Origin of the sequence: Glutamicibacter sp. NPDC088483 (genome assembly GCF_044753145.1) — a bacterium.
Lineage (GTDB): Bacteria > Actinomycetota > Actinomycetes > Actinomycetales > Micrococcaceae > Glutamicibacter.
The window spans coordinates 479133-505939 of sequence record NZ_JBIVMP010000002.1 but is presented as its reverse complement, the minus strand read 5'-3'; the positions used below and the strand labels follow the sequence as shown (position 1 = coordinate 505939).

Here is a 26807-nt window from a genome sequence, read left to right as displayed (position 1 = left end):
ACTCTGATCGCAGAGCGGATTACTGGCCGCGTTGAGTACATCCAGCCAAGCCGAGAGATGACTAGAGGCACATTGGATGAACCATACGCAAGGGCAATCTACGCCGAGCATTACGCCCCGGTCACTGAGGTTGGATTCATCGTGAATGATGACCACGGCTTCAAGATGGGTTATTCACCGGATGGACTGGCTGGTGACGATGGGCTGATTGAGATCAAAAGTCGATCACAGCGCATCCAGTTACAAACAGTCCTACGCGATGAAGTACCTGCCGGGAACATGGCGCAAATGCAGATGGGCATGCTCGTTACCGGGCGTAAATGGTGCGACTACATCAGCTACTCAGGTGGCATGGCCCTCTACGTCAAGCGCGTGTTTCCTGACCCTGAATGGTTCGCGGTGATTATCGAAGCAGTGAGCGCTTTCGAGAAACACGCGACCGAAGTTATCAGTAAGTACCTCGAAGCAGTGGCGAACAGACCCGCCACCGAATACATCGAGCATTTCCCAGAAACGGAGTTCACGTTCTAATGGACATTTCAGCCGCTCTCGTAGCTAAGAGTGACCAGCTCAACGCCTCGGATTTGACCGGCGCACCAGTGATTGCAACTATCCAGAATGTTCGCCCTGGTGACCGTAATAAGCCGGTCATCATCGACCTCGCCGGCATGGACGGCAGGCCATGGAAACCATCCAAGGGCATGCTCCGTGTCTTGTCTTACCGGTGGGGCACGGAGACGGATACATGGATTGGCAGGCTCGTGAAGCTCGTCAACAACCCGGAAGTGATCTATGCCGGCGAAAAGGTTGGCGGGGTTGAAGTCGTGGCGATGTCTCATATTGATGCGGCGTTCACTATCCCGGTTCGTATCAGTCAGAAGAAGGTCAAGCAACATCATGTTGATGTGTTGGCTGAGCCGGTGACTGAGCCTTGGGTGGCTCAGTGGCAGGCGATCAATAACGCGCTCACTGAGGCTGGTTATCAGGGTGACGGGCCAGCGATGCTGGGCTACGCAAACGGAATCCTTGGCGCTAATTGGGATCATCCGAACAAGATCAGCGCTGAGGACGCGCAGAAGATCCTCGCAACTGTACGTGAAGACAACAACGAAGAAGGTAAATAAATGGGTCAGGCAGCTTTTCACGGGAACCTTGGAAAGATCCACGGTTTGAAGCATTCGAACGACGGCAAGCCTCGCATCAGCTTCTCAGTTGGTGAGGGGCATTCGAAGTTCAACAAGCAAACCAATCAGTGGGATAAGACGGGCACTACTTGGCGCAACGTCACAGTGTTCGGCAAGCGTGCCGAGGCGTTGGCAGAGATCCTGCAGGAGGGCGCTAAGCAGCAGTTGGTTGTGATTGGGCGTGAGGAGACTCGCGAGTATGAGCACAACGGTGAGAAACGGGAGAGCTTGGATTGCATCGCTGACATTGTTGGCCTTGTTCCTTCGGGCACTCCTGGCACTCAGTCCCAGCAGTCGGCCCCACAGCAGAACCAGTCCCAGCAGGGTTGGAATGCGCCGGCTGCTGACCCGTGGAGCACTGGTAGCAACCAGCCACAGGGCAACGGCGGTTGGGATCAGGGAACCGCGCCTTTTTAGGCCCGACACTTTTCCACAAACCTAAAGCATTTATCCACAAGCGCTAACCCAAACCGGGTAGCGCTTTTTTAGTACCCAAAACGCGGGGTCGGTCATCACGCCGGCCCCGCAGTTACACCTAAGGAACAGATTTTGATCAAGGTCTACTCGAAACCGTCATGCGTCCAATGCAACGCAACCTATATAGCGCTCAAGAAAGCCAACATCGCCTACGAGGTGATCGACGTTTCCCAAGACGCTGAAGCACTCGAATTCATCATGGGCCTCGGACACCAGCAAGCACCCGTCGTGTACGTGGACGAATTCACTCACTGGTCAGGCTTCCGACCAGACCTCATCCAAAAGCTGAAGGAGCAGAACGATGGCTAAGGCAAAGATCAGCATCAACGAGCTACCAAAATGCGTCAACGACGACTGCAAGATGCCCATCAGGCCAGAGCGGACAAGCATCGAAGACTACCCGGGAACGTGTGCGCGTGGTGCTGCTGGCGAGTGCGGCACCTGCTATCAGAAGGAGCGTCGCAGGAACCCTAAGCCTAAGCAACCTCGTGTTGTCACTGACCCGAAGATCAGGCGCGACAAGGCGAACACTGACGCGTTCTTACAGCAGATTCACGAGACTCGGCAACGCATGGAACGCCGGCAGAAGATCCGCATGGTGACCCGATGAATGAGAAACCTGAATGCGACTCGTGCTGTGCAGGAACGGCACCTTATTTCATGTGCCGTGACAAGGAGTGTTTCTGCCATGTGGAGAAGCACCTGAAAGCAATCAAAACCCCGGTGAACCTCGGTTACAACGACCCGACCTCACGGAAGGTACTAAACAAACTAGGAGCTAAACGATGAGCATCCAAGACGAAGAAATCCAGAACGACCTACTCGGCGAGCAGTTTGATCTCTCCTGCATCGAAGCGCTCGCACCAATCCTCGCCCGCATCCCAGACCAGGAGCCCAGAGTGATCGCACGTGAAGCCCGGTACCTCGCTATCAACGACCTCGGCAAAACAGTCAAAGGCGTGGACATGGCAGGTCGGGAATTTGACGGCAAACTGATCAACTTCAACCCCAAACCGAACCTCAGCAGCGCGATCCTCCTCACCGTGCGCGGACGGTTCTACGGCAACGAACACTACATCAGACCCCAAACCCCTATCACCATCACCGGCAAGGAGACCCTCAATGGGCGCTAATGAGAAGCACGCTGCCACCTACCACGGCGGAGAATACACGCATACCAGAGCCCAGATCGGGCAAGCGCTTGAATGCGCTTACATCGAGTCCAGCGAACTTGAAGAGGTTATCGACAACGTACTGGTGATGCTGTCCAAGGTCCGCGCCGAAGCGAAAGCAGAAGCGTGGGATGAAGCGGTCAAATGGTACGTCGAAAAAATCGCATGCCCACGAACTTGTGGCGACTGCGCTTACTGCCGGGAAGACGACACCTACAACCCATACAAGGAGGAATCATGAGTATTCAACCCGTAACGCCGCGCATAACCGAAGCCGTGGAAGCTGTACTCGCAGCGTTTGAAACCGCGTACCTGGAACAGCAGAAAAGCAACCAGTACCCACTCACGCTGACCGTGGCCCAAGAAACCACGCTAATCGCAGCCATCAGCCCACACCTCGGCAACGTACCCACGCCAGCGAAAATCACCGAGATCCTATCCGAGATTCAAGACCTCCACCGACTCGACGGCAGGTGCTTGGAATTCGAAGGCGAAGAATACGAACCCGAAGACGACGGATACGGTTACGCACTCTCCGACCACGAAGACAACCGCCGCCAATTCATCAGATACCTCATCCACCAACAAATGAAATAAGGAGCCGTAATGCGCATTCGGTCTATCAAACCGGAGTTCTGGCGATCGTCCGACATCTCAGGCCTAGTGATCGAAGACCGTCTGCTATTCATCGGTCTGTGGTCTTACGTGGATGACAACGGCGTTGGCCTGGATAAGCTCTCGGCCATCACCGCTGATTTGTTCGCCGATGATCTTGAACGAGACCCCAGCGACACATTCGCGAGAGTGTCGCGAGGGTTGCAACATCTTTCTGCAGGTGGTCGCATCCTTCGATACACACTCGAAAACGTTGATTATCTGTCAATTGTGAACTGGTCTAAACATCAACGTATCGACCGCCCTGGAAAGGCTCGACTTCCGCAGTATGACGCGGAATTTGCGACTATTCGCGAGGGTGTCGCGAGCCTTCCTGTAAATGTCTCTCCCGGATCAGGGAACAGGGGATCAGGGAACAGAGGAACAGAGGAACAGGGAACAAGGGAACAGAACACTTGCTCACCGGCTACGCCGTCGAGCGAGCGCCCAACCCGGTTCGAAGAATTCTGGGAACACTACCCACGCAAAGTCGGCAAAGACAAAGCCAAAACCAAATACCTTGCAGCAGCCAAACGAGCCGACGAACAAACCATCATCGACGGCGCAACAAGGTTAGCCTCCGACCCCAACCTTCCCGAGAAGAAATACATCCCACACCCAACAACCTGGCTCGAACGCGGCTCATGGGACGACGAGCCACTACCAGCACGCTGGGACACACCAAAGTCCGAACAACGCCTACAGCAAGGGCTAGAGCTAGTACAGCGAGCCACCAGCCGGCAACCAGCCCAACCAACATGGGAACTACCCGCATTCGATCATCAGGAGATTGAACAGTGACCCCCGAAGAAATCGCAGCCGCCATCACCTACGCCAACCAGATCGACCCACGCGTCCAACTCACCGACGCAAACCTCGAAGTATGGTCAGTCGGGCTATCCACGATCAAAGCTCAGAACGTTCGCTGGGCTATCAACCAGCACTACGCAAACGGCAACGCAAACGGTGAAGGTGTGCACGTCGTCAACCCTGCCAGTATTCGCAGGAAGATCACCGAAGCGCAGAACACGCATGATCGGAAGCAGCGAGCGCTAGAACCGCCGTTGAACAAGGCGTTCAAAGTTGGCGACTACCGCAAACGCAACCCTGAACTGTACGACGAACTTTTCCAGCAAGGCCGAGAACAGTATTACGAGGATTTGAAACGGCGCGGAATACCCGCAACCCCACCATGGGAAACCAACCAAGCCACTCTCAACGAGGGTGGCTTTTCTGATGGAGGCAAACAGTGATCACGTTTTTTGTTGCCGGACATCCAGCGCCGCAGGGGTCGAAGGTGTCTTACGGCAAGGGACAAATGGTTGAGTCCAGCAAGAAGTTGAAACCGTGGCGTGACCGCGTGACAGCTGAAGCCAAGACCCGCGTGCTCGATGAACCACTGGACGGGCATCTGCGGTTGATTGTGAACTTCTACATGCCAGCACCGTTGAAGTCTAAGTTTGGTTCACGTCCAGCCGGCACCCCCGACCTGGACAAACTCGTAAGGGCTGTCGGTGATGCACTAACCGCGTCAAAGCTCATCAAAGACGACGCACGCATAGTGTCACTGATCGCTCATAAGCATTGGGCGTTGGATACTCCCGGCGCTGAAATCACCATTGAACGGCTGCCATAGGCCACAGGAGCCGATCTGAGAGCCTGACCGCCAACTACACGCAAAACCCCACTTACCCAAACCCTCGTGACCAAGACAGTCACCAAACACCAAAGGAGCCAACGAAATGGCCAGCTTCGAAGAATCAGAAACCACCGTCACCGGAATCCAAGCCGACCGCTGCTACTACATCAGCTCAAACCGGCAGAAACACATCACCCGACTCAACCGCGAAGTTGAAGCAGGACGCGCCGAACTCATCAGCACCGAAAGCGAATGGTCCCAATACAAGATCAGCGAGAAAAACTTCGACCCGCTCACCGGATTCAAACGCCAAGTCAACATGAGCGACGAACAACGCCAAGCCGCCGCCGAACGACTCGCCAAAGCACGCGACAACAAGTAACCCAAGCGCCCCAAACACCGGGCGCTTTTCTCATACCCAAAGGAAACCTAATGCCACAGTGCAAATACGGCAACGAAGCAACACGCCCCACAGCAAAAGAACGCACCATCCGACGACACAACGCCAAACAATGCGTCTGCTACCGAGAACACGAAGCAGGGAACGCAAAAAACGCGACAACCGCACCAACCAAAGAACAAATCGTCAACGTATCCGGCTCAGGCGACACCCCAGACACGTACACCATCAGCAGTGACGTTTCTTGGGGCTACGACGACTTCGTAAACTTCATCCGCGCAAAGGGCCAAGACCCAGACAAAGTCACCTTCAAGTGGGGGTCAACTAGCACTCCAAGCGGCGGGTACTTCAACAAGATCAACGACGTTCGCTTCAAAACCGGCACCGAAGGAGGCGAACCCGCGTGGCCGGTCATCCAGCAAGCACAACCAGTCATCGTCAACACCCCAGCACCAATGCCAGTACCAAACCGAAAGCTAAAGCTCGCACTCAAATCAGCAGACCACCAAATCGGCTACAGGCGACTCGAAGACGGCACACTCGACCCATTCCACGACCAAAGGCCAATGGACATCTTCACCCAAGCCTGCGCCGTCTACCAGCCAGACAAGATCCAGATCCTAGGCGACTTCCTAGACCTACCATCACAATCACGGTGGGCACAAGAAGCCAGCTTCGCACGAACCACCCAACCAGCACTAGACACCGCCCACGCATGGCTAGCACAACTACGCGCAGTAGCACCCAACGCCGAAATGATCATCATCGAAGGCAACCACGACAAACGCATGCAGAACTTTGTTGAAGCCAACGCACTCGCAGCGTTCGGCCTCAAACGAGCCAACATGCCGAACTCGTGGCCCACCATGTCAATCCCATACCTGCTACGCCTCGAAGAGCTCAACATCCGATACGTTGACGCTTACCCGGCAGCAACCGACTGGGACAACGACACCACAAGGAACATCCACGGAACCCGCGCAAACAGTAAGGGTTCCACGACAGCCCAGTACATTCACGAACACCCACACCTGAACACCTGGGCAGGGCACACTCACCGCGCAGAAATCACTTACCACACCGTTATCGGCCCTCGGGGCGAACCGCTCCGCAGGTACTCAGCCAACCCCGGTGCAATGTGCCGTGTAGACGGTTCAGTGCCATCAGTAAACGGTGCAATCGGCGCTAACGGAAAACCAGCCAAGATCGTCGAGGACTGGCAGCAAGGCCTCGGATTCTCCTACTACAACGAAACCGAATCCTGGCCGTTCGTGTACCAGATCATCGACGGGCGAACCATCATCGACGGCAAAGAATACACCGCCTAAACCCCCAAACCCCACCCCTTGAGCGTCCGTTGTGGCGCTCATTTTTCATGCAACGAAAGGCGCACAAATGATCTTCACTTCTCGCACGTACCGGGTAGCCATCCGACGGTCGATCCAATTTGAGCGCATCAAACAAGGGTGGGTCAACGAAACCGAAGACCCGCAAATCAAACCACTCTGGGAACAAGCGCTCCACGAACAAATCAACCACACCCGCCGACTCCAAGCCCGCAAACGAAAGGAACGGAAATGAGCAAGCACGCCAAACCAGAAACACCACTCGAACGCGCAGACCGACTCATCAGGGAACTCACCACTCCCGCATGGCTCAACGAGCCACCTCGCCACCACGCAACCGACCGGCGCTGGGACGTAAGGAAGGCACTCATTGACGAGTTCCATGCGTTCCCACAACGAATCCTTTGCGGAGTAGTCACTGACCGCAAAGACCTGTGGGAGCGCAACTTGGCAGCAATCCGGTGGCAAATCGACAACCCACTATTCGGGAAGGCACTCCAATGAGCACCGACGAACTCATCACCCGCGCACAAAAAGCAATCGAAACCGGACAACCAAACCTCGCCCAGCTCTACATGCGCAAAGCACTCGAACAGACCAACCAGCAGCGACGAGAACTCAACCCAATCGGATGGCAAGCGCGACAACTAACCAAGGCCTTCCAATCAATCGGAGACGCGATAACCAAAGCAGGAAAGCAATGGGCCGACATATTCGAAAGCTTCTCCAAAGCGTTCGCGTCTGAAGCTGGCATCGACCACAAGACGAACTACGCGCTAGTAGGGCCGAGCAAATGAGCGCACGATTCATCTGCCGGCAAGACCCACTCGGCTACTGGCGCATCCAATACCAAGACGGGCAACTACTCGCACAAGGAGCATGGGAAGACATGCTCGCAATCATCCGCGCCATCCACGGCAGAACACTCCCACAACACCGCCACCCAGACAGGAAAAACAATGCCTAGGAAAACACGACTCGTAAGAATCCGGTTCTCCCACTACCAACGCGGCAACCCACCCGGATACCACGGCACATCAATCCAAAAACTAATCCAATACAAGCGCCGAGTATCCGAACCATTCGATGCCGTGGATTACGACTCTCGACGCAACCCTCACAAAAGAAAACTGCTCGGACTCAACCCAGACGGGTACTTCATAGGCAAACCACTCATCCACAACGGAAAGAAAGCACGATGAAAACCTACTACGTAATCGGTGAAGACCTCGGAGGATTCTTCGACACCGCAGACTGCACCCCAACATTCCACCGAACCATCGAATCAGCAGAAGAAGACCTACGCGACTGGCAAGAACACGGACACCACGACGACCTGAAAATCTGGAAAATCACCGAGGCCAAACCATGAGCCAGCGATTCAGCGACGCCGAACTAGCAGCCGAATACTGGCACGCAATGCACCAACGACGTATCGCCATAGAAATCTCCACAGCATTCTCATCCCCAACGCAATTGAAACAACGAGATCGAGAAGCCATAACCCTCCACCGCTTCGCCACACTCCCACACGCACACGAAACAAACGTTGTAAACGAAAACACAAAGGAAAACCCGTGAGTGAACGACGCGGAGGATGCCCAACCACCGGCAAAGCAATGTTCACCACACGCAACCAAGCCAAACAATTCCGCCGACGCAAAGAATACCGAGACCAACACATCTACAAATGCACCCACTGCGGATACTTCCACATGGGCGGAACACACGGCGAACAATCCAGACACGCACACCGCAACGGCATCGGCATGACACCCATCCCAGAAGCCGCCCAGATGCTCGCCGTATCACAAACCGTCATCCGCCTCATCATCCAATCCGGCAAAGCACACGGCGACGACAACAACATCCGAACCGAAGACCTCAACAAACTACAGAAAGCGATGTACCAAACATGAACATCACCGCCAAAGAACTCTCAGGCGAACACATCGGGAAAACCATCACCACCCCGATCGGCATAACCGGAAACATCGCCGCAATTGACCACGAAGAAGACGGCACATGGGTCCACCTCGACCCGCCAACAGCAAGCGGAATCCACACACTCGAACTCAACCCGGACACCCCAATCACCATCCAGGAGGAACAGTGAAACTCGATCCAGAAGCCCACGAAGCTGCCGCCATCGCCCTATTCGTCAGCGTCCGCAACACAACCCGCAAACCAGAAGACTGGGACAACACACGCGGCGTATACAAGCTCGCATACATGAACGACGCACAAGCCGCCATCACCGCCTACTACAACACCCTGCCAACAGCAGCGCAACGAGCATACGACGAAATCTACGGGAGCGAGGAAAAATGACCCTACGTTCACTCGCGCAAGAGCTAACCGAACCACACATGAAAATGATCGGAGGACGCATAGGCAAAGTACCCGCACTACTGTCTGAGCTACGGGAAGCAGTCAGCGGATCAACACACGAAGGCGGTGGCAACGGATCGAAACAACGCATCCTCGTCAACGCCGACGCCCTAGACCTCATCAAACAACTCAAAGACGAAGCGCAATCCTCCTACAGCGATCGGTTCGGACAAGAAGCGCCCAGCATCGAGCAATGCATCGCCATGGTTGGATCAGTGCCACACAATGAGGACTGGGAAAACTACTTCACCAACCAATACCAATCATTCAAAACCCGCATCGAAGCCAACCTCCGCCCAAAGAAACTACGCCGACTAGACGGCACACCCTGCCCCTCATGCGGACAAGCAACCTACGGCGAAGAACGCAAAACCTGCCTCTACGTAGACTGCTGGGCAGACAACGAAAACCTACGACCACACCAAGAATGGAGCGTCGAATGCAAAGCCTGTGAAACACAATGGACAGGCACAAATGAAATCAAATGGGTTCTAGTTGCACTAACTTCAAACAACTGTTAATCTGGTATCAATCCGGCAGAAGTGTCGGTATTTACGGAGCATCCTCACGGATCGCTCCTTTTTTTGTACCCAAAAGTGGTACCACACCGGCTGAGGGGCGAACCGGTAACACAACCCCTCACACAAAGCCCAGACCTGCACAGCAGAGTGGGCAACTCAGGCAGCGTAAACCTGAGGCAGATGAACCGCCAAGCATCGGAGCGCGTGCTTCCCACCTAGCGAGTGGGTAAGGGCAAAGCAAAGGAACATCTGCACGGCAGTAGAAGAGTCAAGGTGACAGGGCTGGCTGTAAACCGGTTCATGCGGAGTTCGATTCTCCGTGCTGCCACGGAGTGAAGATCGCGGATTGATCAGCTGCGTGAGTTCCCGTCTGGCCGGGTGGGTGAAGACGATAAAGAGACCCACTCTTGGATAGTGAAGCCGAAGCGGTTCGGCACCGGATTCGAAACCCGGGGGCGCTCTAACCGGCGCAGGCGTTCGACTCGTCCTCTATCCGCCGAGGCACGGAGACCCACGCGGTCAGCCATACACAGCGGTAACGTCCGTGCCAGGGAAGATAAGCGAATGGTCAGCAGCCTCTTTGCTAAAGAGGTACACCCGAAAGGGTTAGCAGGTTCGATCCCTGCATCTTCCGCGACGGGTCAACACTCCAATGAGTGAAGGCTACCCACGACGGTTGCGAGTAAGCACACGCTTAGTCTTCAACAACCCGAGGATAGACCTGCCCGACACAACCTACACAGCCCGATGAGGGGTAGCGCGTCACCTACTGGAGTACGCACCGCCGCCCGCGTTGGAACCGGACAACCAACGCGGGTAGCAACAAGAGGTGGTGAACGATGGCCGGCGACGGACAGACAAGCAGACGCTACCGACAACTACGCAAAGCATTCTTAGCGCGATGCGAACAAGTCAACACGCCGTGCTGGCTATGCTCACAACCCATCGACTACACCATCCCATGGCCAGACGAACAATCATTCGAGCTAGACCACCTCTACCCACGCTCCACGCACCCCGAACACGCCGAAGACCCCGCAAACTTCAGAGCCAGCCACCGCGCATGCAACAACAAACGCTCCAACAAAATGCAGGTCGGCGGACTCGGAACCCTCAACCGAAAATGGCTGAAGGGGTAGGGGCCAAACTGCCACGACCAAGTTTTTCGGACGGACAGTTCCCGGGGTGCTCCTGTTCTCTCCCCCCGCAATTTGCGAGAGGGGGTCGCGTGCGCGATTGTACCAACGAATGTCCTAGGAGGCTGCTTTGAGTGTTTTTGAGAGCTTCCAGGCTTCGGTAGAGGCTGCTGGGCATATTGATGCGGATGGTGTTGACGCTGCTGCGGTTGCTGCGGCTGGTGCGCTTGCTCGAAAGATTGATGAGTGGGACGTGATTGTTGAGTGGGCGAGGGAAGACGCGGCTGAGACTGAGTCCCGGCCTAAGGTTCCGGCGAATGACAATACGTCGTTGCCAACATTTTTGAGGTACTGCGAGGCGTTGGGTTTGACTCCTGCTGCGCGTAAGGCTGTGGGTGATCAGCCGAAGAAGGAGGCTGATCCGCTTGCAGATCTCAAGTCCAAGCGTCACGGGTCGTTACGGGCGGTTGGGGGCAACTGAGCCTCGCGTGTTTACTGCACCTTTGCGTGAGTTGACCCCTGATACTTCGTTGGGTTTTGAGGCTATTGAGACGGCTAAATTGTTTGGTCGTAAGCTTCACCCTTGGCAAGAATGGTTTCTCATTCATTCTTTGGAGCTTGCCCCTGGATCGTTTACTTCTGATGAGTTTCCGAAGCTTCGCTATAAGACGGTCCTGCTCTTGGTGGCGCGTCAGAACGGCAAGTCGTTCATCATGTCTACGCGCCTGTTGTGGCGCATGTTGATGTGGGACTCTCCGGAAGTTGAGCCTCCGCTGGTTTTGGGGGCTGCGCACAAGTTGAATGCTGCTGAGGAGATCTTGGATCTTTCCACTAAGGCGTTACAGCGTTCGGATGCCCGCCGTTATGTGGCCAGGAAGTCGAACGTGAACGGCAACAAGTACTTGGAACTGACGAACGGTTCCCGGTATAAGTGTGAGGCTGCGTCTGACGATGGTGGCCGTGGGTTGTCGGTTCTCGATCTTGCTTTTGATGAGCTGCGTCAGCAACGTGATTGGGAAGCTTGGTCGGCGTTGACGAATACGACTAATGCTCGGTTCTCCTCTCAGGTTATTGCGGTGTCGAATGCCGGCACTGGTAAGTCTGATGTGTTGCGTGGTTTGCGTAAGCAGGCCTTCGACCGTATCGCTGATTGGGAGAAGTACGTTGCTTCCGGCCAGCAGGATGCCGAAGATTTCGCTAACTCGCATGATACGACTCTTGGTTTGTTTGAGTGGTCAGCGCCGGATGATTGCGATATTCACGACCGCGATGGCTGGGCTATGGCGAACCCGTCAATGGGTTACGAGGACGAGCACGGAATCTGCTCTATCACTGAGGACATGATCGCGTCGAAGGCGGCGCTGGTGGGCTCTGGTGGTGATGAGGGTGTGCCTGAGCATGTTTTCCGTACTGAGAATCTTTGCCAGTGGGTTGTGGCCGCTTCTGATGGTCCGTTCCCTGCTGATGCGATTGCTGCGTGTGTTGACGATGGTGCTGATTTTGATCCTGAGTCGCCGATGGTTCTTGCTGTTGATACTTCGCATGACAGATCGATGACTTACTTTGCGGTGGCTGGTTATACGCCTGCTGGTGTTCCGTTGGTGCAGGTTATTGCCCAGCGTGCTGGCACTGAGTGGGTTGCTAAGACGCTTGCGGGCGGGCTTGAGTTCACTCCTGATTTGGTTGTGGTTCAGGGCCGTGGCGCGCCTGCTTCTTCGTTGATTGAGTACATAGAGCAAGAGGGTACTGAGGTTCGCAGGTGCGAGGGCACGAACCTGACTAACTCTTGTTCGCAGTTCTATGACCGGGTTATGAACGGCACGGTGCGGTTCACCAATCAGCCGGCTTTGTTGTTGGCGATGGGTGAAGCGGTGAAGAAGAGTCTCGGTGAGACGTGGGCTTGGAACCGTGCGAAGTCTCCTGTTGATGTTGCCCCGCTGTGTGCTGCTACTGAGGCTTTGTGGGGTTTGGAAATGCTTGAGACTGTAACGCCGGTAGCGACTGCTTACGGCGAGGAATACGATAAATGGTGGTGAGCGTGTGAGTGTACTAGATGCGTTTACCCGGATGCTTCGTGGCGGTACGCCGGGGAAGATGGTCACTGAACGGCTTGACGGTCAGGGCCCGGTTTACTGGTCGATGAATGAGTCTTCTGAATCTTCTTTGGACAATAAGACGATTGAAGAGCTGTGGACTAATCAGCCTCATCTTCGCACGGTGGTTAACTTCCTGGCGCGTAATATCGCCCAGCTTGGTTTGCACACGTTCAAGGCGAATGGGGAGTCAAATGAGCGGGTACGGGGCGATAGTGTTTCTCGGCTGATTTCTAAGCCGAATGCACGGCAGACTCGCTACGATCTGGTTCTTGCCCTCGTTGGTGATCTGGCGTTGTATGACCGCGCTTATTTGTGGTGTGCTCCTGATGCTAATCGTCCTGAGGGTTTCTCGGTTTATAACTTGCCGGCTGGGTGGGTGTCTTCGAAAGCTACTTCGTTCTACGGTTCGAATGAGTTCGTTGTTGCACTGCCGGGTGACGACGGCGAGAAACTGAGTTTCACCGCTGATGAAGTGATCGAGTTTGAAGGCTGGACTCCTGGCGATCCTACTTGCTCAACTTCACCGGTTGAGACTCTACGGTTGACTCTTGAAGAGCAGCATCATGCGCGTGTGCATCGGAAGCAGTTGTGGAAGAAGAACGGGCGTATTGGTTCGTTCATTACGCGGCCTAAGGATGCTCCGGCGTGGGATGGTTCGGCTCGCAAGCGTTTCATGGACATGTTGGAGGCGTTCACCGGGGATAAGGGTTCGCGTGCTGGTGGCATGCCGATGCTTGAAGATGGTATGGACGTGAAGCGTGTTGGTTTCTCGTCGGCTGATGAGCAGTGGGCGGATTCTACGAAGCTTTCGTTGGCTACTGTCGCTCAGGTTTATCATGTGAACCCGACGATGATTGGCTTGCTGGATAACGCGAACTATTCGAATGTTCGTGAGTTCCGGCGTGGGCTTTATGGTGACACTCTGGGCCCTTTGATTGCGATGATCGAGTCTCGTCTGAACGCTTTCTTGTTGCCTATGATCAGTGCTCCTGATGGTGTGTTCTTGGAGTTCAATGTTGAGGCGAAGTTGCGTGGCTCGTTCGAGGAGCAGGCGGCGGTTATTTCGTCTTCTGTTGGTGGTCCGTGGATGACTCGTAACGAGGCGCGACGTTTGCAGAATCTTCCGGCTATTGATGGTGGCGACAGCTTGATTGTTCCTTTGAATCTCGGAACGCCTGAATCTGGGTCTACCGAAGCTGTGGAAACGGTGGAGGAAGCGGAAAAGGCGGTTGCTGACCTGTGGCGTAAGTGTCTAGTGCGCCAACAAGCGGTGGTGCCAGCCAAGGGCTGGGACGGTGACCGGTGGGACCGGGAACTACAGGCTGATCTTACGGTTGCGGGCGTTCCTGATGCGTCTGAGGTTGCTAAGCGTTTGAACGCTAAGACTAAGGCGGCTCTGGATTCGTCGCCGGATAACCCGACGCACGTGTTTAACATGCTGATCTTGGAGGCTAAATGATAACCGTTGTTATTGGCCCTCCCTGTGCTGGTAAGTCGACTCTTATCGCTGAGAAGCGTGGAGAGAATGACCCGGTTATTGACTTTGATGCCATGTGTAAAGCTCTTGGTTCCCCTAACCATCACGATGCGCCGGACAGTATACGCCGTGTGGCTACTTCGGCTCGCGCTGCTGCTGTGAACCGCATTCTGAAGGGTGTTGACGATAACTCGTGGATCATTCACACTTCACCCTCTGATGCGCAGTTGGATGCGTATCGGGATGCGAAAGCAGATCTGGTCCTTCTTGATCCGGGCATTGAAGAGTGTCTGAAGCGTGTCGAGAGTGATGGGCGACCTGAACGCACAAGTGAAACCATTCGCGAATGGTATAAGAACCCGCCGGTTATCCCGGCTGAAAAGAGAAGCATCATGTCGAAAGTTAAGGCGACTGTAGCCGAGCTAAAGGCTGATGGCGACGGATTGTCTGATGGGCAGTTTGTTGGTTATGCGTCTGTCTTTGGCAATAAAGATTCTTACGGCGATGTTGTTGTGAAGGGTGCTTTTGCCTCAACTATTGAGGGCAGGCAGTTCCCGATCTATTGGCAACATCGAACCGATGACCCTGATTTGAACATCGGGAAGACCGTGGAAATCCGTGAGGATGACCACGGTTTGCTCGTTAAAGGCCAACTTGATCTTGACTCAGCGAAGGGTGCTCAGGTGCACCGGCTGATCAAGGAGGGCCGTGTTTCTCAAATGTCGTTTATGTACGACGTAGTGAAGCAGGCGGAGGTTGATGGTGGCCCTTGGAATGGCGGACATATGGAACTTCAGGAGTTGAAACTCCATGAGGTGTCAATTGTGCCGGTAGGAGCCAATCAGGAAACAGAACTTCTTGCTGTCAAAACTGGCAGTAAGGCAGGTCGAACTATTTCGGCCAAGAACGAATCCAAGATCAAAGCAGCGTATGAGGCGTTGGGGGAAATCTTGTCTTCGATTGAGTCTGACGATTCGGATGTCAGCGGCGAGGAACCAAAGAGTGGCAAGGCTGAGGAACCGGAAACGGTCAAGGCTGAGGACCAGTCAGCGGTCAAGGCGCGTAAAGACCCGGATGCAGCACTCGCACTAATCAACGCCCTAACCATTTAGGGCATAACTGAAAGGAGCCATTGTGGCTACTCTCTTGGAAAAGCGCGAGGCCGCAGCCGTGAAGGCGCGTGCTATCGCTGAAGAAGCAAAGAAGAACGGCGCAGATCTGACCCCCGAGCAGGTCGAAGAAATCGACGGACTGATTACTGAGGTCAAGACCTTTGACGAGCAGATCGTCAAGGCTAACGAGGCTCAGGCGAAGCTTGACGCTATGGGTTCTGTGAAGATGCCCGAGAAGAAGAAGGAAGATACTGTGCAGGCTAAGACCATCGGCGAACATGCTGTCAAGGCGTTCGGCGCTGAACTGGCTAACTTCAAGGGTTCGTCCCAGCGGTTCTCGCTTGGCTCCCAGGAGTTCAAGGCTGCCGGCGATTCGCACGCTCGTGTTGATGGTGGCGCATTGCACCCGCAGATCGATGAGACTGTGGTTCAGGGCTTCCGTGAACGCCCGACCATCGCTTCTTGGCTCGGCACCGGCACCCTGACTGCCGCTTCGATCACCTATTACGTGGAGGCTCTGCGTGAAGGTGCGTTCGAGGCTGTTGCTGAAGGTGGCCTCAAGCCGCAGCTTCATTACACCTACGATCAGGTCAACGACGCGCTGACCAAGATCGCCGGTCGTATCAAGATCAATGACGAGATGGCTGAGGATCTGCCGTTCCTTGTGTCGGAGATCAACGGTCGTCTGCTTTACGATCTGGTCATGTTTGAGGAGCAGCAGCTCTTGAACGGCAATGGCACCGCACCGCAGTTGCGTGGTCTGCTGAACCGTGTCGGTGTGCAGACCGAAGCGGCTGCCGATAACACTGACAACGCGGATGCGATCTTCCGTGCGCTGACCAAGGTTCAGACCGCAACCGGCCTGACTGCCGATGGCCTTGTAATCAACCCGCTTGATTACCAGACTTTGCGCCTGTCCAAGGATGCCAACGGTCAGTACTTCGCTGGTGGCTTCTTCACCGGGGCTTACGGTAACGGTTCGGTGAACGCTGCTCCGGGTATCTGGGGTCAGAACACTGTTGTTACCTCTGCTATCGCTCAGGGCACCGTCTTGGTTGGTGCTGGCAAGCAGGGCGCGACTGTTTACCGTAAGGGTGGCGTGCGTGTTGAGGCTACTAACTCTAACGAGGACGACTTCAACTACAACCGTATTTCGGTTCGTGCTGAGGAGCGTATCGCTCTGGCTGTTCGTAAGCCTTCCGCTTTCGTGAAGGTTACCTTGTCGAGCACCGCTCCGGTTGCCGGCTAATCATCTAGTTGTCTAGCGGGGGCACCATTTGTAGGTGTCCCCGCTGGTTTATCAGGAAGGAATAACTGATGGAAATCTATGAAGTTCTGATCGGGAACATTCCTCACCAGATGCAACTGGATAAGGAAACTGCTGACCGTATTGGCGCTAAGCCGATTGCGGTTCAGGAGCCGGTCAAGGTGCCGAATAAGGCACGGCGCGGGAAGGTGAAGGCTAGTGTCTCTACCTCCGATACTGACGAATAAGCCACTTCCAACAGATGACCAGTTTTGGATTGATGCTGCCACTAGTGCGGTTCGCCGGTACTGCGGTTGGCATGTAACGCCCGTTCATTCGGAGACGTTGATTGTTGATGGCAACGGTGGCGAAGTGTTGCAACTGAAGTCTAAGCATGTTGTTTCCGTGGAAACAGTTCTTGTCGACGGTTCTCCCGTTGACACGGATTGGTCTGAGGCTGGTTTGCTGGCCCGCAGTGACGGCGGTTGCTGGCCTGCCAAGTATCGGTCGATCTCGGTAACGCTGACGCATGGTTATGAGTCTGCTGGGGAGCTCGGTGCTTTGATCGCAGGCATCGCTTCCCGTGCTGCAATGAACCCTTCTGGGAACGTTGTTTCACAGCGCGCCGGCACTCAGTCGGTAACGTATGCGGCTTCTGGCGGGGCGGTTGCTTCGATTCCATTGCTTGCAACTGAGATGGCGTTGCTTGATACGTACAAGTTGAACTGGGGGCCGTGATGTTGCAGATCCAGGGCGAGCAGGTGATACGTCACCAGTGGATCAGGAATGACCGCAACCTGCAAGGTGCACTTGTTCCGGTCTATCAGGACGTTCTCTTGGAGGACGTTGGGGTAGACGTTGCTGCTGCTGATGAGCCACGCAACATGTCCGCTGAGCGGGATGTTGTTGAGCGCGTCTTGTTTCTGCCTCCTGGGATGACGATCAATCACCTTGATCAGTTCACCGTGTACGGTCAGCGGTTCGGCGTTGAGGGGTACGCGCCTCCTGTACGTAACTTCTTTACTGCGTCTACTTTCCGCACTGAAGTGAAGTTGAAGCGGGTGACTGGTTGATGGCTCGTAATTTGAAGTTCAATCAGAAGGCGTTTGAGGAGTTGCGTAAGTCGCCGGGTGTGGTTGCTGATTTGGAGCGTCGTGCTGAGCGGATTGCGGCTGCTGCTGGTGGCGAGGGCATGGGTTATAAGGTCACTGAGCTGGTTTTGGAGGGTCCGCGTGGTGCTGTGTCTGTGATGGCTACAGGGCACGCGCACTTTCATAATAGGAAGCACCATGCGCTGCTTCGAGCCTTGGATGCCGGGAGGGATTGATGGCTGAAATCATTCTCTTCCAAGATCCTGTTGTTCGTGCCGTGTCGTTCCTTGGCAAGTATGTCCCGGTTGAGGCTGGCCCGTTCATGGATGTGCCGCCTGATTGGGAGTGGGGTCCGCTACTGGTGACGGTGGTGGACACTGGTGGCCGTGGTGAGCGTGACGTTGTTCTCGATGATGCGCGCCTGACTGTTGAGGTTTCTCACGCTGATTCGATGAAGGCTTCTCGTATTGCTCGTGAGCTTCACGGCCTGATCCGCCAGTGGCCTTTCGAGGAAAAGGGCGTGATCTTCTTGCGGACTGTTCAGCGTCCTACTTTTCAGCCTGATTCTGAGACTCGCACGCCGGGTTATTCCTTCACTGTGGAACTGAGTTTCAGAGCGTCCACAGCCGAGATTCCTGCTATCTAACCAAATCATTTTCTAAGCCTGACCACGTTTGTGGTTGGGCTTCTTTTGTATGCCCTTTAGGAGGCAAATCATGGCAACTGGTACAGCTGCTATTTTGACTGGTGCTCCGGTCACCGCTACTGGTGGACTGCTGTTCGGTGATACCACTGTGGCCGCTCCGACCGATGCTACTACCGCGCTAGATCCCGCTTGGATCAAGGGTGGGTACATTGGCGAGGACGGCGTAACCCGTACCACTGACGCTTCGGATGAGAAGATCCGGGCATGGGGTGGCGACACTGTAAAGATCGTCCGCACTGAGCACTCGATCACTTACACCTTCCAGTTCTTGGAAGCCGCAAACGCTGATGTGTTGAAGCTGATCCATGGCGACGCGAACGTTACTGTGACTGCCGGCAAGGTCAAGGTCAACCACACCGCGAAGATGGCTCCGCGTAAGTCTTTCGTGATTGACATGAAGGACTCTGAGGGTGGTTTGCGTGAGTATGTGGCTAATGGTCAGCTCTCCACTTCGGGTGATGTGACGTTCGTTCATTCGGACGTTATTCGCTATGAGGTGACTATTGAGGCGTTCCCGAACGCTGCGGGTGTCAAGGCTGTTTCGTTCATCGATGCGCCTGTCGTTACTCCGTAACTAAATTTCCTGTGCCCGGTGTGTTGGTCAGCTCCACCGGGCACAGGTTCACCTTTTGATGCTGACTGACCCCAATTACTTTTATTGAAAGGGCTGACCGTGCCTGTATCGAAGAAGCGCAAGTTTGAGCGCAAAGTTGAAAAGTCTTACCCGTTCGTCACGTTCAAGTCGGAACTGTTTGACGATGAGTTCAGTTTCCCGAAGCTTGAGAGCGCACCGTTGCGCGTTATTGAGGCTATGAACACTGGCGAAGTGCAGCATGTTTCCGCTTGGCTGATTTCTGCAGGCGCGGATAAGGACGCTGTTGAGGCGTACCGTGACCTGTCTCAGGAAGAACTCATGGAGTTCATTGAGGACTGGACTGCCGGCCAGCCGGTGGGTTTAGGGAAATCAGCGAGCTAATCCAGCTCCACACACAGCATCCCGCCGCGTTCGAAGCGTCCCTCATCGATAGGGGTTTGCGTTGGCGGGATATTGCCACTGAGGACTTTACGTGGTCTGACTGTTGGGCTGTGATCAGCAATCTTCCTTACGATGACCCTTTGATCCGTGCGATCAATGGTAAGGACTGGTTCTGGTTCAACCCGATGTTCGACGTGTTGACTGGGATCTATGACGGGATTAGCCAGCTTGTTGCTGTGGTGAATCGTCGCCAGGGTATCAAGCGCACTGAGGTTCCTAAGCCTGTTCCAAGGCCGTGGGATAAGAAGCAGGAAACGGAAGTCCTGAAGGTGAAGCCTTCGAAGATCGAGGATCTTCGCAAGTTGCTTGGCTGGGACAAATAAATTCATATCACGCAGGAAGGCACCGACTAATCGTGGTCGGCGCCTTTCTTGCATTAAGCCATGGGGGTCACTTTGGCATCTGTTGAACTTGCTACTGGTTACGTCACCATTGCTTCTGAAACTTCCAAGCTGGCAAAGCAACTTGGTGGCATGTTTGCTGGCGTTGAGAAGGACGCCTCTAGTACTGGCAAGAAAATGGGCGCGGCGATGGCCAAGTCCTTTGACGCTGCGAAGCCTGATGTTGATTCGTTGGCGGCTGAGGTTGAGCGTGCTGAGAAGCGTGTTGCGGCTCAGGCTGATGTGTCGGCTCGTAAGGTTGAGGCGGCTAAGCGCAAGACTGAGATTGCCCAGGCAAAACTTAACGAAACTACCGCGAAGTATGGTCCAAAGTCTTCTCAGGCGTTGTCTGCTGTTGACCGTTTGGCGACTGCTGAGCAGAAGTTGGAAGCTGAAACTAAGGGTGCTGCGGACGCTCAGAATCGTTTGCAGAATGAGTTGAAGCAATCCAAGGATTCCTTGGCTTCCGCGTCGAAAGCATCTTCCACCGCTTCCACTACTTACGCCAAAGGTTGGAAGGGTGTTGGGCAGAAGCTCAAGGCTGAACTGTCGCGGGGCATGAAGACTGCCACGACTGCTGCTAATAAGCAGGCGGAGGATGGTGGCAAGCGTGCTGGTGGTGGGTTCTCCAATGCGTTCAAGGGGGCGCTGGCGGGTGTTGCAGCGGGGTTCTCTATCGGCGCTGTCGTCGGTGGAGTCAAAGAGGTTGTTGGGCTGGCTGGTGACGCTGAGCAGTCCATCGGCGCGATTGACACGGTGTTCAAAGAGAACGCTAAGACGATGCACGATTGGGCGGCTACAGCTTCCCAAACTGTAGGCATCTCGGGCAATGAGTACCGCGAGTTGGGTACGCTGCTTGGTTCGCAGTTGAAGAACATGGGTACTCCCATGGATGAGATTGCCGATAAGACTAATGGTCTGATCGGCATGGGCGCGGACATGGCATCCATGTTTGGCGGTACGACCAAGGAAGCTATCGAGGCTATTTCGTCGGCCCTCAAGGGTGAGATGGACCCGATTGAGAAGTACGGCGTGACGTTGAACGCGGCGACTCTTGAAGCTGAGGCGCTGTCCAAGGGTATTTTGAAGCCTGTTGTTGATGCTGACAAAGTGGCTACTGCTGCCACGAAGATGACTCTTGCGCAAAACAAGTACAACGAGGTTATCAAGAAGCACGGCAAAGACTCGGATGAGGCTAAGCGTGCACAGTTGGCACTCACTTCTGCGGAGGAGAAGTACAACAAGGAGACTGCTGGTAAGGTTCCGAAGTTGGATGCGGAGTCTAAGGCGCTGGCTATTCAGTCGGCGCTCTACGGGCAGTCTGCTGACGCTCAGGGTAACTTTGCTCGCGAGTCTGACACTTTGCAGAATAAGCAGCAGAAGGCTACTGCGTCGTTCCAGGATTTGAAAGAGACGATTGGTACGGCGTTTTTGCCGGCCATGACTTCGGCTTTCGGTTTCTTGAATGAGAAAGCTATCCCTGCGCTTGTTTCGTTTGGTGGTTGGATTCAGCGGAATCAGGAGTGGTTGAAGCCGTTGGCGGTGACCCTCTTGTCGGTGGGTGGCGCGTTCTTGATGCTGAAGGGTGCTATCAGCATCATCTTCGGTGTGACGAATGCTGTCGCGGCTCTCAAGGGTGGTTTCGCTGCGTTGAACGTGGTGATGAAGGCGAACATTTTCGGTCTGATCATCGCGGCGATTGTTGGTTTGGTTGCCGGGTTCATTTACTTGTGGAAGACAAACGAGGATTTCCGTAACTTCTTCATCAACATTTGGAATGGAATCTCGTCGTTCTTCGTTGGTGTGTGGACTAAGGTTCTCAAGCCAGCTTTTGAAGCTGTCGGCAAAGTCTTCGGCGTTGTTATTGGTGCGATAGTTGGTTTCTGGAACAGCACGCTTAAGCCAGTTTTCAGTGCTATCGGCAGTGTGTTCAAGGCCATCTGGGAGACGGTTGTCAACGTCGCCCTGACTGCCATGCTGCTTTACTTCGGCGTAGTTTTCTACGCTCTGAAAGCACTCTGGGATACGGTTCTTAAGCCTGTGTTCAATGCGTTGGGCACGTTCTTCAAATGGGTTTGGGAGTCAGTTCTCAAGCCGGCGTTGACGGCGATTGTTGCGTACTGGCGGGACACTCTAGCGCCTACGTTGAGCACCGTGTGGAATAACATCATCAAGCCTGTTTTCAAGGCTTTGGGTGACTTCTTTAGCGGGGTATGGAACAACGTTCTCAAGCCTGCTTTTGGGGCTCTCAAGCTTGGCTGGGAGGCTTTGTCTTCTGGAATCAAGCACGTTTGGAACACTTACATCAAGCCGGTCTTCCAGGCTCTTGGCGACTTCATTGAGAACAACGTAAAGCCTGCGTTCCAGCGTGGTGTTGATGGGATCAAGAAGGTTTGGGACACGATCAAATCGATTGCGTACAAGCCGATTGATTTCGTAGTGAACACGGTCTACAACAACGGTTTGCGCGAGATGGTCAACACCATGTCTAGCAAGCTCGGGTTGGACTGGAAACTGCCCGAGGTGAACATTCCTGCGTTCGCCAAGGGCGGGCACATGAAGAACGGTTGGAAGCTCGTCGGCGAAGAAGGCCCCGAACTGATCAACACCGGCCCCGGCTACGTGTACACCGCTAATGAGACTCAGAAGATGCTCAGTGGCGGTATGCAAGCGCCTATGGCTGCGTTGCCGGCAATGAACGGTGGGCATGACGAGAAGAAGTCTCAGATGCCTATCGGTGGGTTCTGGTCGGATCTTTGGGGCGGTGTGAAGAACACTGTTGGCAAGGTGAAGGACTGGGCTGTGGGCATGCTCGCGGCTGGTGTTCGTGCTGTGACTGCGCCGTTGAAGGATTCAATGTCTTCGTTGATTCCTGGCGGTGGTTTCAATGAGCTTATTCGTGGTGCCGGGTTCAAGGTGATCGATGGGTTGACTGGTTGGGCGACGAAGAAGGATGAAAGCGCTGGCGGTGGCTCTGGCTCCGATAGTGCGATGTTCTTCGATGGGCCGTTGGGTTCGTTTGCTAAGCCTGCTGCTGGTCCGATTACTTCGGGGTTCGGTACGTCGCGTGGCGCTTATCCGCATGCTGGTATCGACTTTGCTGTGAGTATTGGCTCAGCGGTTCGGGCGATGCTGAATGGTGTTGTCCGCAAGATCGGTTGGAACGCTGTCAGCGGGCGTACTGGTAAAGGCATGGTCGTTGACCACGCTGATGGTTTCTCGTCCTACTACGGCCACCTTAGCGGCTGGGGCAAGAAGCCAGGGGACAAGGTGTCTGCCGGCGAGCGCATCGCATCGTCTGGTAATACTGGTCGGTCTACTGGCCCTCACTTGCATGCGGAGTTGTGGAAGAACGGTTCGCCGTTCAACTACATGTCGTATTTGCATGATGATGGTGGTTGGTTGCAGCCGGGTGTGTCCACGATTGTGAACAAGACGCGCAAGCCGGAAGCTATCTTGAATCCGGGTCAGTGGGACACGGTTACTAAGGCTGTGAACCAGACTGTTGAGGGTGGTTTCCGTGAGTCGGATATTGATCGGTTGATTGCTGCTATTCGTGAGCGCGAGCAAGTGGTTAGTGTTCAGGTTGATTCGCGGGAAGTGGCGAAGGCGAATATCAAGGGGCGCAAGGAATTGCGTCTTAAATAATGATTGAAGTGGCTCACTGGAAACGGTGGGCCACTTCCATTTGGAGGGTTTTGTGACTGTTTATCTTGGCACGTTGGGTCGCATGATCCCCATTTATTCGACACCTTCAGCACAGTTGGAAACTGAGGAACGGTATGCGTTCACCCGAACCCTGGAAGGGCGAAGGAAAGCGCAGGTTAAACCCGTTGGCCGGCGCACTTGGGGTTTGAATGCTCAGTTCGCTGAGCCCAACGAGCACTCGCTCCTGTCCCAGTTCGCTAATGGTGTGTGGGGTGCGGGGCCGTTCGTGTTCGTGTCGGCTGATGCACCGGTGTCTAACATGTTGACGCCAGAGGTTTCTACGTGCGGGCCTGCTGCGAAGATTTCTTCAGTGATAACTTTGGCGGGCCCGCATTATCTGGGGTTCGGAGAGTATTCTGCCCGCTCCTTGTTGAACACGGACCCTAGCGTGATCATGTATTTCGGTTCGACTCGAACCCCTGTCGCTCAGGGTAAGGCTGTCACTGCTTCGGCGTGGGTTTCTGGGGCGGGCGCGGCTGTGAGGTTGTTCTGGTATGACTCTGCTGGGGCTTTGATTACTTCGGTGACAAGTTCTGTTTTGGCTACGTCTACTACGACGGTGCGTTCTTGGGTGACGAGTGTGCCGCCTGCTAATGCGGTGGCGTGCCTTGTGGGGGCGGTGAACGCGTCTCGTGGTGCCCAGCCTGCCATTACTTGGTCTGACACGCTGTTGCCGTGGAGTGATGGGCAGGGGTGCCCTAAAGCGGTTGTTTCGTCTATGTCGCGGGATCAGGTGCTGGCTGCTCCGGGGTATACGTTCTCGAATTTGAGTTTCACGGTGACGGAGGTGGGCTAATTGCAGGCAGGAAGCCTTGTTACTTCTGATGTTCAGGAGTTCACTACCCGCATCCTTGTGAACGGTGTGCAACGGTACGCTTCTTCGTGGTCTGATGACCGAGAGTTGTCAGGGGACTTGCCTCAGCAGGTTGTGGCTGCGTCTGGGGTTACTCAGGCTACCGGGTCGATTAGTTGGGTGTCGGAGAAGGACGTGAATGAGCGTCCGATGAATCCGTGGAATCCTTCTGGCTGGTTGCCGGCTAAGGGTGACCGGGTGGAGATCTATGCCGGCGATGGTGTTACTGAGTGGAAGCAGTTTCACGGGGTGATTGACCGTACTACTGGTGATCTTGAGTCTGGTTTCCAGTCAACGATTATCGATGATTACGACAAGCTATCCGCGACAGTCTCACATCAGGCGTTGTTGCGTGTCATGCCTCCTTCGAATGGTGGCGGTGAAGCGTATCGGGGCATCGGGTTGATGGCGCTTTATTATGTGGACCACGCGATGCGTCAGGCTGGTTTCCATTGCACCCCTAATTCGGAGTTCAACGCGGCGTTGACTGTGTACGGGCAGGGGTCTATCTGGCCTGCCCGGGGGTCGCTAGCGAGCACGTCTTCATCTAGCAGCCACGCGAGCACGCATGTTGCGCCGTGGGGTCTAGCGTTATCGAATTTCGAGGCGACCTACTCGCTATGGGGTTCCCACGATGCGAGCGAGCCGGTTCAGATCACCATGAACGTCGCTCCGGGACATACGGGGGCAGGCTACCTTCACGTCAGTTATGCGACTGGACATGTCCGATTGCAGATGGATGGTCGGGTGGCGACGGTCATTCGCAGTGGCACGACTATCGGCACCCTGAATATTGGTGCTGCAACTGTCGTCTCGTTGCTGGCTAAGGGTGGCGCGTGGACGTTGCGCACTAATACTGGCGCAACAGCTACTGGCTCCATGAGCATGCCTTCGGGTGCTGCTAGTACGGCGATAGTTTCTGCTGACGCTAATTCGAGGCTGGCGGGATTCCAGGTGTCTTTCCCTTCCCGCACGGTTGACGAGTTGCGGTCCACCTACCATGTGCCGAACGCCCGGTTGGATACGTCCAGCTTGTACTTGAACGGCATCATTGATGCTGCTCCAACGATTGAGAATCGTACTGCTCAGGACTTGTTGCAGGAGATTGGCGATGCCACACTCTCGGCAATGTGGATTGATGAGACGGGGGTTATGCAGTGGGTGCCATCTGACACGCTGCGTGATCGAACACCGTCCAGGACTGTCACCACGCTCGATGATGTTCTGTCATTGAGCTGGGAAGACGGGCTTCTGGGTACGGCTTCCAAAGTGACCGCTAAGGGGCGTAAGCCAGGTATCACCAAGGGGCGTTGGAAGACTGTCGTGCTTGCTCGTGGTGGCGGCTCGAACTCGATGAAGTCCGGCGATGAGCTGGAAATCTTCTTGGAACCTGACGGTGATTCGGATTGGATACAACCGTCAACGACGTTCTTGCAGGTTGGTGGGTCTGGGGCGATTTGGGGTTCAGCTAATAATCCCGACTATTCACTGACCGGACTTTATTACTCTGCGGACGGTGGAACCACTGAAACAACCGGGCTGAACGTCACCATTACTACTGAGGTCCTTGGGCTTCAAAAGGTTCTTGTGAAGTATGTTGCAGGGAATTGGCCGTCTGATGTTGAGGGTGTCCTTTCCACGTCGCCCACAGCCGAAACGTTGTGGCCCAAGAATCGGGATAAGGAACTACCCAAGCTGGTGGGTGCTGGCCGGGTCGAATGGACTGACCAGCAAGTAGTAGCAACTGGTGCTGGCGGTCCTGGCCCTGAGCTTGTGCATGAGGTGGGGCCGTGGGGTTGCCGCACCGATTCGACGTTGATGCTTGACCGGTACGCCTCCTATATCCAGTTGCAAACATCGAAGCCGCTGCCAGTGATTAACGGTTTGGGCATTGTTCCTGATCCTCGGTTGCAGCTGGGTGATGTGATCACGGTGAATTCGGATCTGATGGGCGTGAGCTTGCGGGTTCTAATCACTGGGGTTTCCAAGAGCTTCGACTCTGGTGGGCTGTCGATGGAACTGAGTGTCCGGGTGATCAGCGCGTCAGTCACTGGCATTACTTACGAGCAGTGGAATTCCATCGGGGATCTTCCGTTGACTTATGCACAGCTCAACAGTCTCGCACCCACCCCGCAAACGTATTCGCAGTTCAACGCGGACAGATAACAACATTTTTGAAGTA

34 protein-coding genes and 3 tRNA genes are annotated in these 26807 nt (G+C 54.8%); all 37 read left to right on the top strand.

All coding sequences use genetic code 11. The annotated features are described in order from the left end of the window. A partial coding sequence (locus tag ACIP6G_RS06750; RefSeq protein WP_365946587.1) for a lambda exonuclease family protein occupies window positions 1-531 on the top strand: 531 nt, incomplete at its 5' end. After that, window positions 531-1124 carry a hypothetical protein gene (locus ACIP6G_RS06745; RefSeq protein WP_365946586.1) on the top strand — a complete coding sequence of 198 codons (594 nt, stop codon included), beginning with the start codon at window positions 531-533 and terminating at the stop codon, window positions 1122-1124. The genes ACIP6G_RS06750 and ACIP6G_RS06745, both read left to right, overlap by 1 nt. Further along, window positions 1125-1601, top strand: coding sequence for a single-stranded DNA-binding protein (locus ACIP6G_RS06740; protein WP_365946584.1), 477 nt, complete (start codon window positions 1125-1127; stop codon window positions 1599-1601). 129 nt (window positions 1602-1730) lie between these two features. Further along, window positions 1731-1970, top strand: coding sequence for a glutaredoxin-like protein NrdH (nrdH, locus tag ACIP6G_RS06735; protein WP_400289353.1), 240 nt, complete (start codon window positions 1731-1733; stop codon window positions 1968-1970). After that, the gene (locus tag ACIP6G_RS06730) at window positions 1963-2271 is read left to right on the top strand and encodes a hypothetical protein (RefSeq protein WP_365946581.1); all 309 of its coding nucleotides are present in this window, start codon (window positions 1963-1965) and stop codon (window positions 2269-2271) included. The genes nrdH and ACIP6G_RS06730 overlap by 8 nt, the downstream gene beginning before the upstream one ends. A gap of 175 nt (window positions 2272-2446) precedes the next feature. Beyond that, a complete protein-coding gene (locus ACIP6G_RS06725; protein WP_365946580.1) occupies window positions 2447-2794 on the top strand; it encodes a hypothetical protein in 348 nt (115 codons plus the stop codon). After that, window positions 2784-3074 (top strand): hypothetical protein, encoded by a 291-nt coding sequence (locus ACIP6G_RS06720; protein ID WP_365946579.1) that lies wholly within the window; start codon window positions 2784-2786, stop codon window positions 3072-3074. Before ACIP6G_RS06725 ends, ACIP6G_RS06720 begins: the two co-directional genes overlap by 11 nt. Next, window positions 3071-3430 (top strand): hypothetical protein, encoded by a 360-nt coding sequence (locus tag ACIP6G_RS06715; RefSeq protein ID WP_365946578.1) that lies wholly within the window; start codon window positions 3071-3073, stop codon window positions 3428-3430. Before ACIP6G_RS06720 ends, ACIP6G_RS06715 begins: the two co-directional genes overlap by 4 nt. Before the next feature lie 9 nt (window positions 3431-3439). Beyond that, the gene (locus tag ACIP6G_RS06710; protein WP_365946576.1) at window positions 3440-4288 is read left to right on the top strand and encodes a hypothetical protein; all 849 of its coding nucleotides are present in this window, start codon (window positions 3440-3442) and stop codon (window positions 4286-4288) included. After that, window positions 4285-4740 carry a hypothetical protein gene (locus tag ACIP6G_RS06705; protein WP_365946575.1) on the top strand — a complete coding sequence of 152 codons (456 nt, stop codon included), beginning with the start codon at window positions 4285-4287 and terminating at the stop codon, window positions 4738-4740. The genes ACIP6G_RS06710 and ACIP6G_RS06705 overlap by 4 nt, the downstream gene beginning before the upstream one ends. Further along, a complete protein-coding gene (locus ACIP6G_RS06700) occupies window positions 4737-5123 on the top strand; it encodes a RusA family crossover junction endodeoxyribonuclease (RefSeq protein WP_365946574.1) in 387 nt (128 codons plus the stop codon). Before ACIP6G_RS06705 ends, ACIP6G_RS06700 begins: the two co-directional genes overlap by 4 nt. A gap of 106 nt (window positions 5124-5229) precedes the next feature. Continuing rightward, complete coding sequence (locus tag ACIP6G_RS06695) at window positions 5230-5508, top strand: hypothetical protein (RefSeq protein WP_365946573.1); 279 nt, start codon at window positions 5230-5232, stop codon at window positions 5506-5508. 50 nt (window positions 5509-5558) lie between these two features. Continuing rightward, window positions 5559-6854 (top strand): hypothetical protein, encoded by a 1296-nt coding sequence (locus tag ACIP6G_RS06690; protein ID WP_365946572.1) that lies wholly within the window; start codon window positions 5559-5561, stop codon window positions 6852-6854. A gap of 518 nt (window positions 6855-7372) precedes the next feature. Continuing rightward, window positions 7373-7669, top strand: a complete 297-nt coding sequence (locus tag ACIP6G_RS06685; protein WP_365946570.1) for a hypothetical protein — start codon at window positions 7373-7375, stop codon at window positions 7667-7669. Between the two features lie 401 nt (window positions 7670-8070). Next, window positions 8071-8244: a hypothetical protein gene (locus tag ACIP6G_RS06680; protein WP_365946569.1), complete on the top strand. Its 174-nt coding sequence runs from the start codon at window positions 8071-8073 to the stop codon at window positions 8242-8244. Between the two features lie 205 nt (window positions 8245-8449). After that, window positions 8450-8791 carry a hypothetical protein gene (locus ACIP6G_RS06675; protein WP_400289338.1) on the top strand — a complete coding sequence of 114 codons (342 nt, stop codon included), beginning with the start codon at window positions 8450-8452 and terminating at the stop codon, window positions 8789-8791. Next, the gene (locus ACIP6G_RS06670; RefSeq protein ID WP_400289336.1) at window positions 8788-8988 is read left to right on the top strand and encodes a hypothetical protein; all 201 of its coding nucleotides are present in this window, start codon (window positions 8788-8790) and stop codon (window positions 8986-8988) included. Before ACIP6G_RS06675 ends, ACIP6G_RS06670 begins: the two co-directional genes overlap by 4 nt. Further along, window positions 8985-9203, top strand: coding sequence for a hypothetical protein (locus ACIP6G_RS06665; RefSeq protein ID WP_400289335.1), 219 nt, complete (start codon window positions 8985-8987; stop codon window positions 9201-9203). Before ACIP6G_RS06670 ends, ACIP6G_RS06665 begins: the two co-directional genes overlap by 4 nt. Then, on the top strand, window positions 9200-9784 hold the full coding sequence (locus ACIP6G_RS06660) for a hypothetical protein (RefSeq protein ID WP_400289333.1): 585 nt from the start codon (window positions 9200-9202) through the stop codon (window positions 9782-9784). The genes ACIP6G_RS06665 and ACIP6G_RS06660 overlap by 4 nt, the downstream gene beginning before the upstream one ends. A 255-nt stretch (window positions 9785-10039) precedes the next feature. Continuing rightward, window positions 10040-10112 (top strand) — tRNA-OTHER (locus ACIP6G_RS06655). An 81-nt stretch (window positions 10113-10193) separates the two neighbouring features. Next, window positions 10194-10280 (top strand) — tRNA-Ser (locus ACIP6G_RS06650). 55 nt (window positions 10281-10335) lie between these two features. Further along, window positions 10336-10418, top strand: a tRNA-Ser gene (locus tag ACIP6G_RS06645). Between the two features lie 205 nt (window positions 10419-10623). Next, window positions 10624-10923, top strand: coding sequence for an HNH endonuclease (locus ACIP6G_RS06640; RefSeq protein ID WP_400289331.1), 300 nt, complete (start codon window positions 10624-10626; stop codon window positions 10921-10923). 127 nt (window positions 10924-11050) lie between these two features. Beyond that, window positions 11051-11401 carry a hypothetical protein gene (locus ACIP6G_RS06635; protein WP_400289329.1) on the top strand — a complete coding sequence of 117 codons (351 nt, stop codon included), beginning with the start codon at window positions 11051-11053 and terminating at the stop codon, window positions 11399-11401. 22 nt (window positions 11402-11423) lie between these two features. After that, window positions 11424-12956: a hypothetical protein gene (locus tag ACIP6G_RS06630; RefSeq protein WP_400289327.1), complete on the top strand. Its 1533-nt coding sequence runs from the start codon at window positions 11424-11426 to the stop codon at window positions 12954-12956. A gap of 4 nt (window positions 12957-12960) precedes the next feature. Continuing rightward, window positions 12961-14475 carry a phage portal protein gene (locus ACIP6G_RS06625; protein ID WP_400289325.1) on the top strand — a complete coding sequence of 505 codons (1515 nt, stop codon included), beginning with the start codon at window positions 12961-12963 and terminating at the stop codon, window positions 14473-14475. After that, a complete protein-coding gene (locus ACIP6G_RS06620; protein WP_400289323.1) occupies window positions 14472-15605 on the top strand; it encodes an HK97 family phage prohead protease in 1134 nt (377 codons plus the stop codon). The genes ACIP6G_RS06625 and ACIP6G_RS06620 overlap by 4 nt, the downstream gene beginning before the upstream one ends. Window positions 15606-15627: 22 nt before the next feature. After that, entirely contained in the window at window positions 15628-16854 is a 1227-nt protein-coding gene (locus ACIP6G_RS06615) for a phage major capsid protein (protein WP_400289322.1), read from the top strand. Between the two features lie 68 nt (window positions 16855-16922). Further along, window positions 16923-17099, top strand: coding sequence for a hypothetical protein (locus ACIP6G_RS06610; RefSeq protein ID WP_400289320.1), 177 nt, complete (start codon window positions 16923-16925; stop codon window positions 17097-17099). Next, window positions 17071-17589, top strand: a complete 519-nt coding sequence (locus ACIP6G_RS06605) for a hypothetical protein (RefSeq protein WP_400289318.1) — start codon at window positions 17071-17073, stop codon at window positions 17587-17589. The genes ACIP6G_RS06610 and ACIP6G_RS06605 overlap by 29 nt, the downstream gene beginning before the upstream one ends. After that, entirely contained in the window at window positions 17586-17924 is a 339-nt protein-coding gene (locus tag ACIP6G_RS06600; protein ID WP_400289316.1) for a hypothetical protein, read from the top strand. Before ACIP6G_RS06605 ends, ACIP6G_RS06600 begins: the two co-directional genes overlap by 4 nt. A 253-nt stretch (window positions 17925-18177) precedes the next feature. Beyond that, window positions 18178-18588: a hypothetical protein gene (locus ACIP6G_RS06595; protein ID WP_400289314.1), complete on the top strand. Its 411-nt coding sequence runs from the start codon at window positions 18178-18180 to the stop codon at window positions 18586-18588. Between the two features lie 70 nt (window positions 18589-18658). Beyond that, window positions 18659-19222 carry a hypothetical protein gene (locus tag ACIP6G_RS06590; protein ID WP_400289313.1) on the top strand — a complete coding sequence of 188 codons (564 nt, stop codon included), beginning with the start codon at window positions 18659-18661 and terminating at the stop codon, window positions 19220-19222. A gap of 99 nt (window positions 19223-19321) precedes the next feature. Beyond that, on the top strand, window positions 19322-19624 hold the full coding sequence (locus tag ACIP6G_RS06585; RefSeq protein WP_400289311.1) for a hypothetical protein: 303 nt from the start codon (window positions 19322-19324) through the stop codon (window positions 19622-19624). A gap of 110 nt (window positions 19625-19734) precedes the next feature. Continuing rightward, on the top strand, window positions 19735-20007 hold the full coding sequence (locus ACIP6G_RS06580; protein ID WP_400289310.1) for a hypothetical protein: 273 nt from the start codon (window positions 19735-19737) through the stop codon (window positions 20005-20007). A 60-nt stretch (window positions 20008-20067) separates the two neighbouring features. Next, a complete protein-coding gene (locus ACIP6G_RS06575; RefSeq protein ID WP_400289308.1) occupies window positions 20068-23712 on the top strand; it encodes a peptidoglycan DD-metalloendopeptidase family protein in 3645 nt (1214 codons plus the stop codon). A gap of 1048 nt (window positions 23713-24760) precedes the next feature. Further along, window positions 24761-26791, top strand: a complete 2031-nt coding sequence (locus tag ACIP6G_RS06570; RefSeq protein WP_400289306.1) for a hypothetical protein — start codon at window positions 24761-24763, stop codon at window positions 26789-26791. Window positions 26792-26807: the final 16 nt, after the last annotated feature.

Bases quoted from the DNA above. Each gene is read 5' to 3' on its own strand.
- ACIP6G_RS06745 (WP_365946586.1), top strand. From the start codon at position 531: ATGGACATTTCAGCCGCTCTCGTAGCTAAGAGTGACCAGCTCAACGCC.
- ACIP6G_RS06740 (WP_365946584.1), top strand. From the start codon at position 1,125: ATGGGTCAGGCAGCTTTTCACGGGAACCTTGGAAAGATCCACGGTTTG.
- ACIP6G_RS06730 (WP_365946581.1), top strand. From the start codon at position 1,963: ATGGCTAAGGCAAAGATCAGCATCAACGAGCTACCAAAATGCGTCAAC.
- ACIP6G_RS06725 (WP_365946580.1), top strand. From the start codon at position 2,447: ATGAGCATCCAAGACGAAGAAATCCAGAACGACCTACTCGGCGAGCAG.
- ACIP6G_RS06720 (WP_365946579.1), top strand. From the start codon at position 2,784: ATGGGCGCTAATGAGAAGCACGCTGCCACCTACCACGGCGGAGAATAC.
- ACIP6G_RS06715 (WP_365946578.1), top strand. From the start codon at position 3,071: ATGAGTATTCAACCCGTAACGCCGCGCATAACCGAAGCCGTGGAAGCT.
- ACIP6G_RS06710 (WP_365946576.1), top strand. From the start codon at position 3,440: ATGCGCATTCGGTCTATCAAACCGGAGTTCTGGCGATCGTCCGACATC.
- ACIP6G_RS06695 (WP_365946573.1), top strand. From the start codon at position 5,230: ATGGCCAGCTTCGAAGAATCAGAAACCACCGTCACCGGAATCCAAGCC.
- ACIP6G_RS06690 (WP_365946572.1), top strand. From the start codon at position 5,559: ATGCCACAGTGCAAATACGGCAACGAAGCAACACGCCCCACAGCAAAA.
- ACIP6G_RS06685 (WP_365946570.1), top strand. From the start codon at position 7,373: ATGAGCACCGACGAACTCATCACCCGCGCACAAAAAGCAATCGAAACC.
- ACIP6G_RS06680 (WP_365946569.1), top strand. From the start codon at position 8,071: ATGAAAACCTACTACGTAATCGGTGAAGACCTCGGAGGATTCTTCGAC.
- ACIP6G_RS06670 (WP_400289336.1), top strand. From the start codon at position 8,788: ATGAACATCACCGCCAAAGAACTCTCAGGCGAACACATCGGGAAAACC.
- ACIP6G_RS06660 (WP_400289333.1), top strand. From the start codon at position 9,200: ATGACCCTACGTTCACTCGCGCAAGAGCTAACCGAACCACACATGAAA.
- ACIP6G_RS06640 (WP_400289331.1), top strand. From the start codon at position 10,624: ATGGCCGGCGACGGACAGACAAGCAGACGCTACCGACAACTACGCAAA.
- ACIP6G_RS06620 (WP_400289323.1), top strand. From the start codon at position 14,472: ATGATAACCGTTGTTATTGGCCCTCCCTGTGCTGGTAAGTCGACTCTT.
- ACIP6G_RS06610 (WP_400289320.1), top strand. From the start codon at position 16,923: ATGGAAATCTATGAAGTTCTGATCGGGAACATTCCTCACCAGATGCAA.
- ACIP6G_RS06595 (WP_400289314.1), top strand. From the start codon at position 18,178: ATGGCTGAAATCATTCTCTTCCAAGATCCTGTTGTTCGTGCCGTGTCG.
- ACIP6G_RS06590 (WP_400289313.1), top strand. From the start codon at position 18,659: ATGGCAACTGGTACAGCTGCTATTTTGACTGGTGCTCCGGTCACCGCT.
- ACIP6G_RS06575 (WP_400289308.1), top strand. From the start codon at position 20,068: ATGGGGGTCACTTTGGCATCTGTTGAACTTGCTACTGGTTACGTCACC.